Source organism: Microbacterium album (assembly GCF_014643695.1).
Lineage (GTDB): Bacteria > Actinomycetota > Actinomycetes > Actinomycetales > Microbacteriaceae > Microbacterium > Microbacterium album.
Genome location: NZ_BMJY01000006.1, coordinates 90,738 through 105,299, shown reverse-complemented (window position 1 = coordinate 105,299; position 14,562 = coordinate 90,738). Strand labels below are relative to the sequence as shown.

General features: G+C 69.8%; 14 protein-coding genes. All 14 read right to left on the bottom strand.

The genetic code is table 11. The annotated features are described in order from the left end of the window. Positions 1-7: 7 nt before the first annotated feature. Positions 8-952, bottom strand: coding sequence for an NAD(P)-dependent oxidoreductase (locus tag IEX37_RS08980; protein WP_188755929.1), 945 nt, complete (start codon positions 950-952; stop codon positions 8-10). Positions 953-994: 42 nt separating this feature from the next. Then, a complete protein-coding gene (locus IEX37_RS08975) occupies positions 995-1,729 on the bottom strand; it encodes an ABC transporter ATP-binding protein (RefSeq protein ID WP_188755928.1) in 735 nt (244 codons plus the stop codon). Further along, positions 1,726-3,648 carry a branched-chain amino acid ABC transporter ATP-binding protein/permease gene (locus tag IEX37_RS08970; protein WP_229663172.1) on the bottom strand — a complete coding sequence of 641 codons (1,923 nt, stop codon included), beginning with the start codon at positions 3,646-3,648 and terminating at the stop codon, positions 1,726-1,728. Before IEX37_RS08970 ends, IEX37_RS08975 begins: the two co-directional genes overlap by 4 nt. Further along, on the bottom strand, positions 3,645-4,523 hold the full coding sequence (locus IEX37_RS08965) for a branched-chain amino acid ABC transporter permease (protein ID WP_188755927.1): 879 nt from the start codon (positions 4,521-4,523) through the stop codon (positions 3,645-3,647). Before IEX37_RS08965 ends, IEX37_RS08970 begins: the two co-directional genes overlap by 4 nt. Before the next feature lie 18 nt (positions 4,524-4,541). After that, positions 4,542-5,771, bottom strand: a complete 1,230-nt coding sequence (locus IEX37_RS08960; RefSeq protein ID WP_188755926.1) for an amino acid ABC transporter substrate-binding protein — start codon at positions 5,769-5,771, stop codon at positions 4,542-4,544. Positions 5,772-5,908: 137 nt separating this feature from the next. Next, complete coding sequence (locus IEX37_RS08955; RefSeq protein WP_188755925.1) at positions 5,909-6,931, bottom strand: LacI family DNA-binding transcriptional regulator; 1,023 nt, start codon at positions 6,929-6,931, stop codon at positions 5,909-5,911. A gap of 76 nt (positions 6,932-7,007) precedes the next feature. Continuing rightward, the gene (locus IEX37_RS08950) at positions 7,008-8,162 is read right to left on the bottom strand and encodes an MFS transporter (RefSeq protein ID WP_188755924.1); all 1,155 of its coding nucleotides are present in this window, start codon (positions 8,160-8,162) and stop codon (positions 7,008-7,010) included. Then, positions 8,162-8,800, bottom strand: a complete 639-nt coding sequence (locus IEX37_RS08945; protein WP_188755923.1) for a helix-turn-helix domain-containing protein — start codon at positions 8,798-8,800, stop codon at positions 8,162-8,164. Before IEX37_RS08945 ends, IEX37_RS08950 begins: the two co-directional genes overlap by 1 nt. Further along, positions 8,797-9,474, bottom strand: coding sequence for a helix-turn-helix domain-containing protein (locus IEX37_RS08940; RefSeq protein WP_188755922.1), 678 nt, complete (start codon positions 9,472-9,474; stop codon positions 8,797-8,799). Before IEX37_RS08940 ends, IEX37_RS08945 begins: the two co-directional genes overlap by 4 nt. Before the next feature lie 112 nt (positions 9,475-9,586). Beyond that, complete coding sequence (locus IEX37_RS08935) at positions 9,587-10,051, bottom strand: RidA family protein (protein ID WP_188755921.1); 465 nt, start codon at positions 10,049-10,051, stop codon at positions 9,587-9,589. Next, complete coding sequence (locus tag IEX37_RS08930) at positions 10,048-11,739, bottom strand: amidohydrolase (protein ID WP_188755920.1); 1,692 nt, start codon at positions 11,737-11,739, stop codon at positions 10,048-10,050. Before IEX37_RS08930 ends, IEX37_RS08935 begins: the two co-directional genes overlap by 4 nt. Beyond that, positions 11,739-12,452: an ABC transporter ATP-binding protein gene (locus IEX37_RS08925; protein ID WP_188755919.1), complete on the bottom strand. Its 714-nt coding sequence runs from the start codon at positions 12,450-12,452 to the stop codon at positions 11,739-11,741. The genes IEX37_RS08930 and IEX37_RS08925 overlap by 1 nt, the downstream gene beginning before the upstream one ends. Then, positions 12,449-13,264, bottom strand: coding sequence for an ABC transporter ATP-binding protein (locus IEX37_RS08920; RefSeq protein ID WP_188755918.1), 816 nt, complete (start codon positions 13,262-13,264; stop codon positions 12,449-12,451). Before IEX37_RS08920 ends, IEX37_RS08925 begins: the two co-directional genes overlap by 4 nt. After that, positions 13,264-14,562 carry an ABC transporter substrate-binding protein gene (locus IEX37_RS08915; RefSeq protein WP_188755917.1) on the bottom strand — a complete coding sequence of 433 codons (1,299 nt, stop codon included), beginning with the start codon at positions 14,560-14,562 and terminating at the stop codon, positions 13,264-13,266. The genes IEX37_RS08920 and IEX37_RS08915 overlap by 1 nt, the downstream gene beginning before the upstream one ends.

Here is a 14,562-nt window from a genome sequence, read left to right as displayed (position 1 = left end):
CCGTGGCTCATGCCGTCGCCTCATCCGGCGCCTCGAGGCCGTCGCTGACGTCGGCGTTCTCCGACACGAGCTCGAGCCCGGCGCCGTGCGCGACCGTGATCAGCAGCGTCGCGAAGTCGAGGTCGACGTTTCCGTTGCCGACCTCCTGGGCGACGATGTTGCGCGTCACCGAGGTGACGGGCAGCGGCACACCCAGCTCGTAGCCGGCTTGCAACCCGAGGTCGAAGTCCTTCTGCAGCAGCACCTGCGTGAAGGTCGGAGTGAAGTCCAGGTTCACGAAGGCGGGCGTCTTGTACCTCGTGAACACCGAGCCCATGACCGAGTCGTTGAGGAAGTTCAAGAACGCCGCGCGCGTGACCCCGCCCTTCTCGACGAGAACCGTGATCTCCGCGAGCGTCTGCGTGACAACGCCGAGCATGATGTTGTGCGCGATCTTCACCAGGCGCGCCACCTCGCCCTCGCCGACATAGGTCACGCCTCGGCCGAAGTGGTTCACGACGGGCTCGAGCTCCTCGTACGCCTCACGCGGCCCCGAGACCGCGACGGTCAGCTTACCCGCGGCGATCACCGACGGGTTGCCGCTCACGGGAGTCGCGAGCAGCTGCGCGCCGCGCTGTGCGGCCGCCGCCCGCAGCGTCTCGCTCGCCTCGACGGACACGGTCGATGAGTCGGCGATGATGCGCGGTGCATGGTCGGGATCGGTGAGCAGTCCGTTCGGGCCGGTCGTGACCTCCGCCAGGTCCTTCGGGGCCGAGACCATCGTGAAGACGATGTCGCGGTCGGCAAGCCCCGCGGGGGTCGAGACGATCTTCGCCCCGGCGTCGACGAGCGGCTGCGCCTTGGCGGCCGTGCGGTTGTAGACCGTGACGTCGTAGCCAGCGTTCAGCAGTCGCTGCACGAGCTGCGAGCCCATGCGCCCGGTGCCGATCCATCCGATGGTGGGAGTGGTCATGAGTGCTCCTTCGCTCTCAGAGGTGTTGTCGTTATGGGGGGGTCAGGCTGATGCGCCGGCGCTCTTGACGGCGCCGCCGAAGTAGAGATCGGCGATCTCGGGGTTCTCGAGGATCTCCTTTGCGGGGCCGGTCAGAAGCACGCGTCCCGACTCCATGACGATCCCCGTGGTCGCCATCCGCATGCCGAATCGCACGTTCTGCTCGACCATGAGGATCGCCGTGCCGCGCGAGCGCATCACCGAGACGGACTCGTCGATGATGCCGAGCGACTTCGGGTCGAGGCCGAGCGACGGCTCGTCGAGCAGGATGAGCTTGGGATCGAGCATCAGCGACCGGGCGAACTCCACCATCCGCCGCTGCCCACCGGACAGCAGTCCGGCCCGGGTGGTCAGCCGTGCCTTCACCAGGGGGAACTGGTCGAGCACGTTCGCGAACCGGTCGCGGATGAGCGCCCGCTCGCGGCGGATCACGTAAGCCCCCATCAGGATGTTCTCCTTCACCGTGAGGTTCGGGAACAGCCCGTTGGTCTGAGGCACCTGGGCGACCCCGCGGCGCAGCACCTCGTCGGGAGCGAGACCCGTGATCACCTCGCCGTCGAGCTCGATCGAGCCCTCGCTCGGGGTGAGCAGGCCGCTGACGGCGCGCAGCACGGTGGACTTGCCCGCGCCGTTCGGCCCGACGATGCAGCCCAACTCGCCGGGGCCGACCTCGAGGTCGACGCCCTGCAACACGTTCCCGCCGCCGTAGCCGGCGACGACGCCGGTGATCCTGATCACTTCGCGCCTCCTTCGATCTCGGCCGGGACGGCCGGCTTCGCATCGAGCAGGTAGTCGTCGCCCAGGTAGGCGTCGATCACCGCCGGGTCCTTCTGGATGTGGTCGGGACTGCCCTGCGCGATCACATGCCCCTTGGCGAGCACGCGGATCGGGTCGCACAGCCCGAGCACGAACGGCATGTTGTGCTCGACCAGCAGGAATGTCTTCCCCTGCCGGTTGAGGTCGCGGATCAACTCGCCCATCCGCTCGATGAGCGTCGGGTTGATGCCGCCCGCCGGCTCGTCGAGCAGGATCAGCTTCGGATCGAGCACCAGAACTTGCGCCAGTTCGATGAGCTTCTGCTGCCCATATGACAACGACCCGGCCTTCGCATCGCGATAGGCGGCGAGCCCGACGAAGTCGAGAAGCTCCATCGCCCGCGCGGCCTCGGGTCCGCTCACGGCGCCGAGCCCGAGCTGCGGGATCGAGAACGACCGCAGCGGCGTGACGATGTTCTCGAGCACCGTCATCTCCTTGAACAGGCGGGTGATCTGGAACGTGCGCCCGATGCCCCGGTGCGCCCGGCCCCACGACGGCTCGCGGTCGATGCGCTCCCCGTCCAGCAGGATCTCGCCGCGGTCGGCCCCGAGCGTGCCCGAGATGAGGTTGAACACCGTGGTCTTGCCGGAGCCGTTCGGACCGATCAGCGCAGTGATGGACCCCTCGGGCACCGTGAAGCTACAGTCGTCGACCGCTTTGTTCCCGCCGAACGCCTTCGACAGGCCGCGTACCTCCAGCAGCGGCACCGGCGGCACCGTCGCGGGCGCGCGCTCGGTGACCGTGATAGCCGAGAGCGGCTTGTCGAGAGGCGTGAGGCGCGTGCCCGACAGGCCCACGGTGCCGCGGGTGCGTGCCTTCTCGAGCAGGGTTTGCAGGCTGGGGAGGATTCCCTTGGGCAGCAGCACAACCAGCACGACGAGCAACCCGCCGAACAACACCAGGCGCGTATTGCCTCCGCCGGCGAGGCTGTTGGCGAGGGTGTTGACCGGCTCGAGGATGAAGGCACCGATCACCGGCCCGAACAGCGTGCCCCGGCCGCCGAGGATGACCGACAGCACGATCTGGACGCTGAACAGGATCGAGAACATGTTGATCGGGTCGACGAAGCCGAGGTAGTAGGCGTACACGCCTCCGGCCATGCCGACGAACAACGCGCTCGCGCCGAACGCGATGATCTTGTACATCGGTGCGTTCACGCCGACCGCGCCGGCCTTGCCCTCGTCCTCGCGGATGGCGATGAGCCCCAGGCCGAACTTGGTGCGGCGGATCCCCCACGACATCAGCAACGACAGGCCCAGGAGCATCACCAGCAGGAGGTGGAAGGGCCAGTTGCCCCACTCCCGCGGCCAGTCCGGGATGGGCAGCGTGATGCCGCTGGTGCCGTTCGTGAGCTCGGTCCACTCGATGGCGATGAACTGCACCAGGAACAGGAACGCGATCGTGATGATGACGAAAGACGGTCCGCGCGACCGATAAGTCACGAGCCCCAGCAGCGCCGCAAGTAGCGCGGACAGGACGCCGCCGATAGGGATCCAGACAAACGGCGACACATCGGGCACGGCCTTCGCGAGGATCGCCACCGTGTACGCGCCGATGCCGACGAATGCGAACTGGCTGAGCGAGAGGTAACCCGCATAGCCGGTGATGATGTTGAGGCCGACCGCGCCGATGGCGAAGACGAGCGCGATGATCACCGTGTTCTGCGCCGACCTGCTCGGCGAGAGCGGGAACAGCACGAGCACGACCGCGGCGACAGCCAGGACGACCATCGTGACGATGCGGATGGTCCTCGGGTTCGCCCACACCGGCCCCCGGTACTCGTCCGGCGGAGCCGCGGGAAGGTTGGTCGTGTAGGCGGAGCCCTTCTCTAGATCGCTCAATGGACCGCGTCCTCTCGGAGTCGCTGCCCCAGGATGCCCTGCGGGCGCAGGAGCAGCACGATGAAGATGACGAAGAACGGCACCGCGACCACCCAGCTCGCGCCGAGCCACAGGGTCGCAAGCTGCTCGCCCACGCCGATGATGAGGGCGCCGATGACCGCGCCGGCCAGACTCCCGAGACCGCCCAGCACGACGATCGCGAGCAGTCGCGCGATCCACTGGTAGTGCGACCCTGGGATGAACGGGTACGTGGCGGCGATGATCGCGCCGCCCGCCCCGAGCGTCGCAATGCCGATCGCGAATGTCGTCGCGGCGATGGACCTGACGCTCACGCCGACGAGCAGCGCGCCTGACTCGTTGACCGACGAGGCGCGGATCGCCCGCCCCTGCCAGGTGCCGTTGAGCAGCAGATGCAGCCCGACCAGCACGACGATGGCGATGGCCGCTGCGATGAGGTTGGCCGTGGGCACGTAGAACGGACCCAGGGCGATCGACGTGTCGGTGTACGGCGTCCGCACGGACCGCGATTGGTTCTGCCAGATGTAGCCCATCACGCCCTCGAGCAGCAACGCGATGCCGAACGTCGCAAGCACCGTCATGCTCACGTGGCTACCGCGCACGTGCCGGATGATCAGGACGTAGGCGAGCCACCCGAGCGCGAACATCGCGATGACGACCACCGGGATGCTCACGAGCGGGTCGAGCCCGAGCCACCGCCAGAGCGTGTAAGTGAAGAAGGCGGCGAGGATCGCGAACGCGCCGTGCGCGAGGTTGATGACGCGCATCACGCCGAAGACCAGGGTGAGCCCAGAAGCCATCAGCGCGTACACGGCGCCGATGAGCAGGCCGGAGAGCAGCGCTTGGATGATGTTCATATCGCGTGGGTCTCCCGCTCAGAACGCGTCGCCACGCCAGCGCAGGATCTGGTCGGTGGTCGCGACGCCCTCGGGGAGGATCACGTGGCTCACGCCGTCCTGCCACTGCCCGACGAGGAACTCGCCCTTAGGGCTCCCGTCCTCGTTCCAGGCCAGCGTGCCGAGGATCGTCTCGACCTCGTTCGCCCGCAACCAGTCGGCCAGCGCCGCCTGGTCGTCGTAACCGCCCACGGCCTCCACCGCCGCGGCGAGCACCTGGCCGGCCGCGAACCCGTCGGCCGCGTCCTCGGGCGGCGTTCCGCCGAACATCTCCCGGTACTTCGCGACGAACTCGTCGTTGCGGAACGTCTCGGCGTCCTCGTGGTAGCTCGACGAGAAGAACACACCCTGGGCGTTGTCGGCGCCGACGCCGTCAATGTACTGCGCGCCGTATGTCGGCGACGAGCTCTGGTAGAGGATCTCGGGCGAGTAACCCGCGCGGTTCAGCGCCCGCACGAAGTTGACGCCGTCCTCGAACTGGGCTCCCTGCACGACGATCTCGGCACCCGAGTCCCGGACTCCGCTGACAATGGCGTCGAAGTTCTTGGTCGTCGCCGGGTAGATGTCCGCGTACACGGTCTCGATGCCGGCGGCCTCCAAGACCTCACGCACGCCGTTCACGACCGGGGAGGAGAAGGGATCATCGAGGGAGGGGTACGCAGCCGTCGCGGGCCGCTGGTCGTCCGGCAGCGCCGCGACCCAGTCGGCGAAGGTCTTCGCCTGGGTCGAGGCGATCGCCTGCTGCGAGAAGAAGATGTACTCGAAGCCGCGGTTGAACATCTCGGGCGAGGCGCAGGACGGGCAGATGTAGAGCATCCCGGCGCGCTCGGCGATGGCCGAAGCCGGGATGTTGAGCAGTGACGACTGGGTGCCGAGCAGCAGATCGACGCCCTCCTGGTCGATCAGGGCGTTGTAGTTGGTGACGACGGTGTTCTGGTTCGTGGCGTCGTCGCGGACGATGATCTCGACGTCGCGGCCGAGCAGCCCGCCCTGCTCGTTCTGCAGGGCCTCCCAGACCTGGTAGCCCTGCTGTGTGTCCTGACCGCCCTGGCTGAACTCGCCGGTGAGCGGCAGCGATGCGCCGATGCGGATGGGGCCCGCTTCGGAACCGGCATCATCCGCATCGGGGGCGCAGGCGGTGGCGGTCACGATGAGGGCGGCCAGTCCGAGGCCGGCGATCAGGGTGCGTGCGTGCATGGTGGTGCGCATGGAACCTCACCTCTCTGTCAGGTTCGATAGGACGGGCCGGCATCTTCGCACGGCGCTCTGCAATCGATTGCGGTCAGGCTACGGCGCTGGCCCTCGGCTGTCAACGCCTTCGAGCGGCGGGTCGGTCCCGGACGGCGCTATTCGCAGCAGGGCCCCGTCGAATCACGCACGACCAGCGACACCGGGATCCTGATCGTCCGGGCGTCGAGCTGCCGCATCTCGATCGCCGCGAGCAGGAGGCGCGCGGATTCCATGCCCATCTCACGGAGCGGCACGCGCACGGTGGTCAGCGACGGCGAGAAGTCGGCGGCGAAGGGCATGTCGTTGAAACCCACGACCGATACGTCCTCGGGGACGCGAAGGCCGTGGGCATGGAGTGACCGGATCGCCCCGAGCGCCACGAGGTCATTACCCCCGATGATCGCGGTCGGCCGGCGGGCGCCCCTCGCAAGCAGCTCGTCCATGGCCCGCTGGCCCGCTTCCGTCGTCAGCGCTCCGGCGTCCACCACACGCGTGCGCACGCCGGGCAGCTCGCGCGCCGCCGCCGCGAACGCATCGGCGCGCGCGCGTGTGGTCGAGAAGTCACGGGGCCCGGCGAGATGCGCGATGCGCCGGTGGCCGAGGTCGACCAGGTGCTGCACCGCTGCGGCCATGCCGCTCTCGCTGTCGTTCGTAACCACGGGATAGGGTGCAGAGCCGGCCTCGCGGTTGACCATCACCGCGAACACGCCGTCGCGATGCGCGCGTTCGACGGCCGGCTGTGCCCCGAGGCGCCCAGTCGCGACGATGAAACCGTCGACGCGGCGCTGCACGAGCGACTCGAACGCCGCCAGCTCGACCGCGTCTCGCCCGTCCGTGTTCGCCAGGAGTGCGGTGTAGCCACGCGGCTGTAGCACGTGCTCGATACCGCGCACGATGGGCGGGAAGATCGGGTTCATCAGATCGGGGATGATCACACCGATCGTCATGGAGGTCTTCGTGCGCAGACCGCGCGCGACGACATCGGGCACGTATCCCAGCTCGTCGGCCGCCGCCCGCACCCGTTCGACGGTCGCCGCCCGCACCTGCGAGCGCGTCGCCTCGTTCAGGGCGCGCGACACGGTCGCCTTGTGCACGCCCGCGAGCCGCGCGACGTCATCGATCGTGACTCGTCTGGGCATCGCGCCCCCCCTCCTGCGCCATCAACCTACCGGGGCGGCCGGTGGCGGCCCGGTCGACCGTGGGATCGTGCACCGTTCACCGATCCTGCACCGTATAGCGGGCACGGCCGATCGACGCGCCCGCGACGAGCACGAGGCTCGCGACCGTTGACCACAGGAACAGCGCGTCGTATGCGTGCGTGCCTGCGGCGAGCGATCCGGCCCACGCGCCCACCGCGCCGCCGCCGAACAGCGCGCCGGCGAACACGGCCATCCCCACGGCCCGCGCATCCCAGGTCGTGTCGGTCATCCACGTCTGGACCTGCGTGTGCATGGCCGCCCACGTGACGCCCATCAGCACCGCGGCGACGCCGACCGTCGCGGCGTCGACGCGCCATGTCAGGGCCGCGAACGCCAGCACGGTGGGAACGCCCGAGGCGAGCACAATCGCGTGTGGCTTCCAGCGGCCGTACACGAGCTTGACAGTCTGGCTCGCGACGATCACCGTGACGCCGAAAAGTGCGGTGACGAGACCCGCGACGCCGATCGACGCACCCTCCGCCTGCAGGGCCACGGGCAAGTAGCTGAACACACCGATCAGCAGCGCGCCCTCGAGGGCGCCGATCGCGAGCACGCCGACCGCCCAGGGGTTGCGCATCACGCGGAGGAGCCCGGAGATCATCCCGCCGCCGCCGTGAGCCGCCGGTTCGCTCAACCGGCCGAGCATCACGGTGACGGCGATGCCGGCGACGGCCGCGGCGGCGAAGGCGACGCGCCACGACGCCCACTCCCCCGCGGCCGACGCCGCGAGCGTGCCCGCGGTCATGCCGAGCGACAGTGCAGCGGCGAGGTTCGCCGCCGCGGTCTGCCGCTCGCGCATCGGCAGCGCGTCGCCCAGGTAGGTCAGCACCGCCGGCACGGTGGCGCCGAAGCCAGCCCCCGCGACGAGCCGCCCCACCAGCAGCGTCCAAGGGTCCGGCGCGAGCGCGGCGATCAGGGCCCCAGCCGCGCCGATGGGCGTCGAGATGCGCAGCGTGCGCACGCGCCCGATCCGTACCGACACGACCGCCCAGCCCAGCTGCATGAGCGCGTACGCCAGCACATACACGGTCATTGCGTGGCCGACGGTGTCGATGTCGACGCCCAGCTCGTCTGCGATCACGGGGATGAGCGGCGGTAGGAGGGCGCGGTCGAAGAACGTCAGGAAGGCGCTGCCGAGCAGCAGCACCAGTCCGGGCAGGGCGGCACCCATCACAGGTGCGGCGGGGTGCCGCCGGCTTCCCGGTCACGCACGAACCAGATGGCGCGCGTCTCGCCGTCGGAGTCGTTCCAGAAGCGGTGGGGAAGGCCGCTGTCGAAGGCGATCGAGTCGCCCGCGTGCAGCACCGTCGCACACCCGTCGACCTCGATGTTCAGACGCCCCGCGATCACCACACCGTACTCGCGGCCCTCGTGCCGCGTCAGCTCGTCGTGCGGCGGGATGCCGGGGGCGTACACGACCTCCAGGAACTCGGCCTCGGGCTCGCCCGCCGCGGTGAGGCGGCTCCATCGTGGGCCGCCCGAAAGCTGGATCGACGGGTGATCCGCCGCGCGCTGCACGATACCCTCGAGCCCGTCGCCGGCGGCCGGCACGGGGATGACGGATCCGTGCGGTCCGGCGGCAGGCACGGCTCCGGTGTCCGATCCCTCCAGCAGCGCGTGCACCGAGACGCCGAGGATGCCCGCCGCGGCATAGAGTGCGGGCACGCTGAACGCACCCATCCCCCGCTCGACCTGCGACACGTGGCTGGGTGAGACGCCGATCCGTCGTGCCAGCTCGCGCACGCTCAGTCCCGCCGCCAGCCGGGCGGTGCGGATGCGTTCGCCCATCCCCTCGCGCAGGTCGGTCACAGCGGCGCTTCCTGCGGCAGCCGCCCCTCCTGCGGCGGCAGCCGGCTCAATGCTGCCATGGCCTCCACGGCCGAGCGCAGCGGCTCGTCCCCCGCGGCCGTCTCGCCGTCGGCTCGACCGATCACGAACCAGATGCCCTCCGCGGTCACGTCGCCGTCGTTGACGTAGAAGTGCGGACGCGTCGAGTCAAAGCAGAACGAGTCGCCCACACGCACCCGGTGGGTCTCGAAGTCGACCTTCAGCGTGAGCTCGCCCGCCGTGATCGTGCCGTACTCCACGCCAGCGTGGCGCATATGAGTGCCGTCCAGTGAGCTGGCTGCACCGGGCTCGTATGTGACCCGGATTGCGTCGATGCCGGAACCGGGTCCCATTCCCGCCAGGCGCCGCCACACGACGCCGTTCTCCATCACGAGGGCAGGCTCGTCCTCATGCCGCTGCACGGGCGTTGTGGGCACCGCGGTGACGGGAGCCGCCCGCGCGGTGTCCAGGATGTCATCGACAGACAGCCCCAGGCATGTGGCGATCGCGTAGAGCGTCGACACGGACGGGCGCACCTTGCCGGTCTCCACCTGCGAGAGCAGACTCGGCGAGATGCCCGCGGCACCCGCGGTGGACCGCAGGCTCTCCCCCCGGGCCTCGCGCGCACGCCGGATGCGCTCACCGAGCTCGTTCATGCGGTCCCCATTCCCCCTCAGGTGGTGTTCCGAGAATAGCGCTCCGTGTACCGCCCCGATGAACATGGGCAGTGCACACCGCCTCTGCGCGCCTTCGTCCGTGCAGGCGCGATCAGCCGGCGGACGCCGCCGCGACCACGTGGAACTCGAAGCGCAGTCGCGGATCCGTCGCGAGGCGCGAGATCTCGAGGGTGGTCGACGTCGGGATGTGACCGCCGAACCACTCGCCCTGCAGCGCGTTGACGACATCCTGATCGGCCACGATGTCGGTGAAGAAGCGGATCATGTTCACCACGTCATACCGCTCGCAGCCCGCGGCCCGCAGCGCGAGATCCAGATGTGCGAACGCGTTGCGCGCCTGCCCCTCCGCATCCATCGGCATCGCATCGAACACCTCGGGGCGGTGCGGATGATCATGGTAGACGGGTGCGCCAGTGACGCCGCTGATGAACACGAGCCTGGCGCCCGACACGGTGCGGATCGCCGGGACGAACGGGCTCACGATTCCGTCGTCGTAGCCCTCGTGGTGGATGATCTCGGCGTTGCCCACGCGGCGCGGGGCGGGGATGTCACTCATGTCGTGCTCCTCTCAGAGCCGCGCGCTCCCGCGAGCTCGCGGCCGTCCTCGGTGATGCCTTGCGGCGTGATGCGGTCGTGCATGACACGACCGCCGAGCACCGTCAAAGCGCTGCGGATGCCTGCGAGGTCCTCCTCGGGACAGGTCAGCGGATCCGCGTCCGGCACCATGAGGTCCGCGTCGTATCCGGGTGCCAATCGGCCGCGCGTGCCGGACTCTCCCGTGAACCACGCGGCGTCGCGCGTATAGGCGGCGATCGCGGACCGTCGGTCGAGCAGATGCTCGGTGGACCGCGCGCCTCGCCCATCGAGCGTCCGGCCCGTCACAAGCCATGCGATGGACGCCCACGGGGAGAACCAGTTCGCACGCGTCGCGTCGGTGCCCGCGCCGATCGGGATGCCGCGGCTCCGCATCCCGGCGATCGGCGGCGCGCACGTCGCCGCGTCTTCGCCCCACGCCTCGACATAGTCGCCGCCCTTGAGCAGCAGCCGGTTCTGGACGAGAATGCCCGCACCGAGTCGGGCGATGCGGTCCAGATTCGTCGCGGACGCCGCGTCGGCATGCACGATCGACCAGCCTCGACCGGAGACCAGCCCCTCCTCGCGCTCGACCTGCTCCCATGCGTCGAGCACCCGGCCGAGCGTCCTGTCGAGCACGGCGTGCACGCTCATCCGCCAGCCGCGGCGTGCACAGAGCCGCACGATCTCCACGAGCTCCTCGTGGGCCGCGTCGCTCAGCTCGAACGGATCGAGCCCTTCCATGTCGTGGCAGCCGAGGTGCGGGATCTCACCGATGCCGGCGATTCGCAGCATGTGGTCGCCGGCGCCGGGTTGGACCAGGTCTGTGAGCGCGCGGATGTCCTCCACCTCGCCGCCGCGCGACCATGCCGAGACGAAGGTGCGCACGCGCACGGATAGCTCGCCCGCCCTCCAGACGCTGTAGAGGTCGTCGTAGTCGCGCGGAGTCATCAGCAGCCCACCGCCGTCCACCACGCCGGTGAGCCCGTGTCGCGCAAACTCGGCAGTCATCGCGCGAACGCCCCGCCGTGCCTCCTCCGCGTCGACCGCAAGTGCGGCCGCGAGGGGCACCGCGAAGGCGCCCACGCCGCGGATCTCGCCGGTGAGGCGCCCCTCGGCATCGCGCAGCAGCGTCCCGCGCTCCGGGTCGGGAGAGTCGTCCGTCCAGCCGCAGGCTGCCAGTGCCGCCGAGTTCAGCACGGCGCGGTCGTACAGCTCCTGCACGTACACGGGATGGTCCGGCGCCGCGGCGTCGAGCTCGGCACGCGTGGGGGCGCGACGCTCGGCGAGCTGCGAAGCGTGCCAGCCCCCGGTGACGGGGATCCACTCCCCCGCGGGCCGCGCGGCGGCGGAATCGCGCACCGTCCGCAGCGCCACGGCGAGGTCGCGCACATCGTCCCAGTGCAGCGTGCGGGTCCAGGCCGGCCCCGCGCGCACCGCATGGATATGGGAGTCGTTCAGCCCGGGCAGCACCCGCCGCCCCTCGAGGTCGATGACCCGGGCCGCGAGCGGCTCGTAGGGCGCGACGTCCGCGGCCGTGCCGACGGCCACGACCCGCCCGCCGGCCAGCGCAATCGCCTCCGCCTCCGCCGGGCCCTGCCCCGCATCGGCGAACGTCGTGATCCGACCGCCCCGTAGCACGAGGTCGACGACGGGTGGCGGGGCAGCCATCAGATGCTCAGGTGGCGCTCGAGCAGCACCGTGTCCACCGCCAGGTCCGGCGCCGGCCCCTGCCAGGCGACCGTTCCCGAGTCGTCGATGAGAATCACGTGCTCGGCGATCTCCAGGGCGAGGTCGACGTTCTGCTCGGCGATCAGCACAGACAGCCCGGATACCGACAGCTCGGCGAGCCGATCCTGGATCACGTCGAGCACGGCGGGTGCGAGCCCCTCGCTCGGCTCGTCCATGATCAGCAGCCGCGGCCCGGTCATCAGCGCGCGACCGATGGCGAGCATCTGCTGCTCGCCACCCGAGAGCGAACGCGCCATCGAGCGCTGTCGCTCAGCCAGCCGGGGGAAGAACTCGAAGACGCGGTCGACGGTCCAGGCACTTTCGCTGGCGTCGGCGCGGCGCGGCACGACCGTCAGGTTCTCGAGCGTGGTGAGTGACCCGAACACCCGGCGCCCCTGAGGCACGAAGGCGATGCCCGCGCGTGACACCATGTGGCTCGGCTTCCGGGTCAGATCCGAGCCCTCGAACGTGATCGTGCCGTGGGTGATCGTCGGCGGACGCAGGCCGCAGATCGCGCGCACGAGCGTGGTCTTGCCCATGCCATTGCGTCCGAGCACGGCGACCGCGCGCCCCTCCGGCAACTCGAACGTGACGCCGTGCAGCACGCGCGCCGTCTGATATCCGACGTGCAGGTCGGTGACATGAAGGGTCACGACTCCTCCTTCCGATCGCGACGGCCGAGGTAGATCTCGCGGACGGTCTCGTTCGCGCGCACCTCCGCCGGAGTGCCCGTGACGACGTGGTGCCCGTTCTCCATGCACATCACCCGGTCGGTCAGGCCCAGCGCCAGCGACATGTCGTGCTCGATCAGAAGGATCGGGATCGTGCGGGGCAGCTGCTCGATGAGCTCGCGCAGCGTGGCGCGTTCGGCCGCCGAAAGCCCCGCTGCCGGCTCGTCGAGCAGCAGGATGCGCGGGTCGCCCACGAGCGCCATCGCGATCTCGAGCTGACGCTGCTCACCGTGGGACAGCGCCGCCACCGTGTCGTCGCTGCGGTACGCGAGGCCGACGGACTCGAGCGTCTCCCGTGACCGCGCCGTGACCTGGTCACGCGATCCCTGCGGGCGCCAGAACACCCGCGCGCCCGCGGTGCCGCCGCGGGCGGCGACGCGCACGTTGTCCAACACCGTCATCTCCCGGAACAGGTTCGACACCTGGAACGTGCGCCCGACGCCCAAGCGGGCGCGCCGCGCGGTGGGGACCGCGGTCACATCCCGCCCGAACAGCTCGACGCGGCCGTCCGTCGGCGCGACGTCGCCGGCGATCATCTTGAACAGCGTGGTCTTGCCGGCCCCGTTCGGGCCGATCACGCCCATTCTCTCCCCGGCACCGAGGGTCAGCGAGATGTCGTCCACGGCGCGCACGCCGCCGTAGCTCTTGCCGAGCCCGTTGGCGACGAGCGCGGGCACCGCGGCCCCTTCCCCCTGCGGGCCGGGAACCGCGGACTCGCGCGCAGGAGCGCTCATCAGCCCTGGAAGTCCTGCGAATAGGTCGGCTGCTCGAGAATCTCCTCCGGTGACTTGCCCAACCATTGGTCCACGTCCTCGAAGGTGGCGATCGGCACGTTCTTGTACACACCGTCGACCTCACGCACCTCGCGCACGTAGACAGGGCTCGTCATGTTGTTGTAGTCGTCGAAGGACGCCTTGCCGAAGATCGAGTCCTCGAACTCGTGGGCGGTGATGGCGGCGACGAGGTCCTCACCGGTGACCAGGCCGTTCTCCTCGAGCACCGCCGCCACGAGACTCGCCGTCATGTAACCGCCCGCGACGTTCGCCGACGGGATGCGGCCGTCGTAGCGCTCAGAGTAGGCCGCGGAGAACTCCTCGACCACCGGCGACTCGCGCCCCTCGGCCCAGTACGAGATCGACCGAAAACCCTCGATGTCAGCGCCCAGCGTCCGCAGCGTGGCCTGATCCATGCCGCAGCAGTTCATGATGAGCGGCTGCGACTCCCCGAGACCCATGCCCAGGAAGCTACGGAGGAAGTCGGGACCAGGAGCGCCGCCCGCCGTTGCGACGAACGCGACGTCGGCCCCGGCCGCCTGGATCTGGGACACGTAGGTCGAGAAGTCGCTCGTGCCGTTCGGGAACCACAGCTGCTGCACGACCTCGCCCCCGCCGGCCTCGAAGCCCTGAGTGAATCCGGCGCACGACTCCCAACCGAACGCGTAGTCGGGGCACAGCGTCACGGCCGTCTCGTAGCCTTCCTCCTCAGCTGCCCACCGGGCACCGGGGAAGATCGTCTGCGAGCCCGACTGCGAGCCCGTGCGCACCGTCAGGTCGTTCGCCTGCTTCTGCGTCAGGTCATCGGCCGCCGCCACGGGGTGCAGGTTCGGGATGCCCTGTTGTGAGGTGTACGCCGCCACCGCCAGCGCCGTGTTGGCCAGCAGGGGGCCGATCACGACGTCGACCCCGTCAGACGTGACGAGCTTCTGCGCCTTGGTGAGCGACACCTCGGGGTTGCCCGCGTCGTCTTCGACGATGGTCTCCACCGTCACACCACCGGCTTCGGGGCCGTTGATCTCCCAGTACAGGTTCCAGCCGTCGACCATCTCCTGACCGGCGATCGCGAAGTTGCCGGTGATGGGCGAGATGTAACCCACCTTGAGCACCTGGGCACCGTCCTCGCCGCCGTCCGCGGCGCCGGGGTCGGCAGGCGCGGCCCCTGGCGGGGCGCACGCGGTGAGCGCGAGGGTGGCCGCTGCGCCGAGGGCGGCGAGTGCGGACAGCCGTGACCGATGTGACATCCTCTTCGACGTCAT